The sequence below is a fragment of the Brevibacillus sp. B_LB10_24 genome, from assembly GCF_046036945.1.
Classification (GTDB): Bacteria; Bacillota; Bacilli; order Brevibacillales; family Brevibacillaceae; genus Brevibacillus_C.
The window spans coordinates 1-2784 of sequence record NZ_JBJQOQ010000072.1; the positions used below are offsets into that span (position 1 = coordinate 1).

The window sequence follows — 2784 nt, forward strand, 5'->3', positions numbered from 1 at the left end:
CACGTCGCCTTTGCGCACTTTGCCCTGCACGCCTGTTCCCTCCACATCGCCCAAGGCAATGCCTTCGGCAGCGGCGATTTTTTGCGCGAGCGGCGTCGCTTTGACTTCTGCCTGTCGGTTACCGGCCAGATAGCGCTCGACGTCGGCCTGGTGGATCCGGCCGCGCTCCCCGGTTCCAGTCACTTTGAGCAGGGAAATCCCGTTTTCCCGAGCGATGCGGCGCGCGGCCGGCGTGGCCCGCACTTTCTCCCCGGCGGATTCATCGGCATCTTCTTCGGTCTCGCAGGTTAGCNGCCAGATAGCGCTCGACGTCGGCCTGGTGGATCCGGCCGCGCTCCCCGGTTCCAGTCACTTTGAGCAGGGAAATCCCGTTTTCCCGAGCGATGCGGCGCGCGGCCGGCGTGGCCCGCACTTTCTCCCCGGCGGATTCATCGGCATCTTCTTCGGTCTCGCAGGTTAGCGCCTCACAAGCGGCTTCAGCGGCGGCTCCATTGGCTCCGTCTTCTCCGCCATTGGAACCCTCGACAGCCGGCGGCGTATCCGGGACCTGCTCCCCTTCCGCTCCGATGTAGCCGATCACCTGGTTGACCGGGACCACTTCATCAGCGCCATAGTAGATCTTGAGCAGCTTGCCGCTGGCGTATGATTCCACTTCGATGTTGATCTTGTCCGTCATCACTTCCAGCAGCAGGTCGCCTTCACGGACGTCGTCGCCTTCCTGCTTGAACCACTGCAGGACGGTGCCCGTCTCCATCGTCATGCTCAGCTTGGGCATGAATACTTCCGTTGCCATGCTCTCTCCCCCTATACGCGGTTTAGCGTCTCTTTGACCGCTTGGATGATGTCGGCTTCTTGCGGGATGGCGGCCTTCTCCAGTATCGGGTTGTACGGGATCGGCACGGCTTTTCCGCCCAGGCGCTTGATCGGCGCGTCGAGGTAGTCAAACGCTTCGCTCTCGGCGATCATGCTGGCGATCTCGCCGCCGAATCCGCCGCGCTTGACGGCTTCGTGCACGACAACCAGCCGGCCGGTTTTCTTGACCGACTTGACGATGGTCTCTTCGTCGAGCGGGACCAGGGTGCGCGGATCGACGATCTCGACGCTGATCCCTTCTTTATCCAGTTCAGCCGCAGCGGCCAGCGCCTTGTGCACCATGATCGCGGTGGCGACGATGGTGACATCGGTCCCTTCGCGCTTGATGTCGGCGACCCCGAGCGGGATCGAGTAGGCCCCTTCCGGCACGTGTCCCTTGGTGCGGTAGCACAGCTTGTGTTCGTAGAAAATCACCGGGTTGTCGTCGTCCATCGCCGCTTTTAATAGTCCTTTGGCATCGTAACCGGTGGACGGCTGCACCACCTTCAGGCCGGGGATGTGGGCCATCCAGGCTTCCAGGCTTTGCGAGTGCTGGGCCGCAGCGCCTGTCCCCGATCCGGCCGGGGTGCGCAGCACCATCGGCACCTTGCCTTTGCCGCCGAACATGTAGCGGTTTTTCGCCGCCTGGTTGACGATCTGGTCGGTGGCGATGGTGATAAAGTCCGAGAACTGCAGCTCGATGATCGGGCGCATCCCGGTCATCGCCGCCCCGACGGCGGCACCGGCGATCGCCGACTCGGAGATCGGCGTGTTGCGCACGCGCTCCGGCCCGAACTCTTCGATCATGCCACGCGTCACCCCGAACGCCCCGCCGTAGACGCCGATATCTTCCCCCATGATGAATACGTCGGGGTTGACTCTCATCTCTTCCTGCATCGCTTCCCGAACCGCTTCCAAGTAGGTTATCTCTCTCATCTGTGTCCCTGCTCCCTTCTATTGTTTGCGTTCCTTAGGCGTACACGTCTTCTTCCAGCGTATCGAGAGTAGGCATCGGGCTGTTTTCGGCAAACACGACCGCGTCTTCGATTTCTTTTTTCGCTTTTTGTTCGATCTCGTCCGCCTGCTCCTGTGTCAGGATCGCCTCGTCGATCAAGACCTGCCGCATCCGTGCGATCGGATCGCGGTTGGTGCGCCAGTCCATCTCTTCCTCGCGGGTGCGGTACTTTTTCGCATCGCTCTTGGAGTGGCCTTTCCAGCGGTAGGTTTTGGCTTCGATCAGGGTCGGCCCTTCGCCGTTTCTGGCCCGCTCCACCGCCTCGGCTGCCGCGTTCATCACCGCGAAGATGTCGTTGCCGTCGACGACGACGCCCGGGATGCCGTACGAAGCGGAGCGCTCCGCGATGTTTTCGATGTTGGTCATCTCTTTGACCGAGCCGGACATGCCGTACTGGTTGTTTTCACAGATGAACACGACAGGAAGCTTCCAGATCGAGGCCATGTTGAGCGACTCGTGGAAGCTGCCTTCATTGGTCGCCCCGTCGCCGAAAAACGACAAAGTGACATAGCCGAGTTTTTTCATCTGGGACGTCAAAGCGGACCCGACCGCGATCGGAATCCCGCCGCCGACGATGCCGTTGGCGCCCAGGTTGCCCTTGTCCACATCGGCGATGTGCATCGAGCCGCCCTTGCCTTTGCAGTAGCCGGTGACCCGGCCGAACAGCTCGGCCATCATCCGGTTCACTTCCGCTCCTTTGGCGATACAGTGACCGTGTCCACGGTGGGTGCTGGTGATTTTATCCCGGTCTTCGAGGACAGCGATCGCCCCGGCGGCGGACGCTTCCTGTCCGACGGCCAGGTGGGTCGTCCCGTGGATCAAGCCTTTGGCGAAAAATTCGTCCACTTTTTCGTCAAAAAAGCGGATCAGCCACATTTGATGCAGCAGCTCCGGTAGTCTTTCCCGCGTAATCATGG

General features: G+C 61.3%; 4 protein-coding genes. All 4 read right to left on the minus strand.

Annotated elements, in window-relative coordinates; translation table 11 throughout:
- On the minus strand, positions 1–243 hold a 243-nt coding region (locus ACI7RC_RS27660; RefSeq protein ID WP_486303990.1), incomplete at its 3' end, for an E3 binding domain-containing protein.
- Positions 244–259: 16 nt separating this feature from the next.
- Entirely contained in the window at positions 260–793 is a 534-nt protein-coding gene (locus ACI7RC_RS27670; RefSeq protein ID WP_408111373.1) for a biotin/lipoyl-containing protein, read from the minus strand.
- Positions 794–804: 11 nt separating this feature from the next.
- Positions 805–1788 carry an alpha-ketoacid dehydrogenase subunit beta gene (locus ACI7RC_RS27675; RefSeq protein ID WP_408111355.1) on the minus strand — a complete coding sequence of 328 codons (984 nt, stop codon included), beginning with the start codon at positions 1786–1788 and terminating at the stop codon, positions 805–807.
- Between the two features lie 34 nt (positions 1789–1822).
- Complete coding sequence (locus ACI7RC_RS27680) at positions 1823–2782, minus strand: thiamine pyrophosphate-dependent dehydrogenase E1 component subunit alpha (RefSeq protein ID WP_408111354.1); 960 nt, start codon at positions 2780–2782, stop codon at positions 1823–1825.
- Positions 2783–2784: the final 2 nt, after the last annotated feature.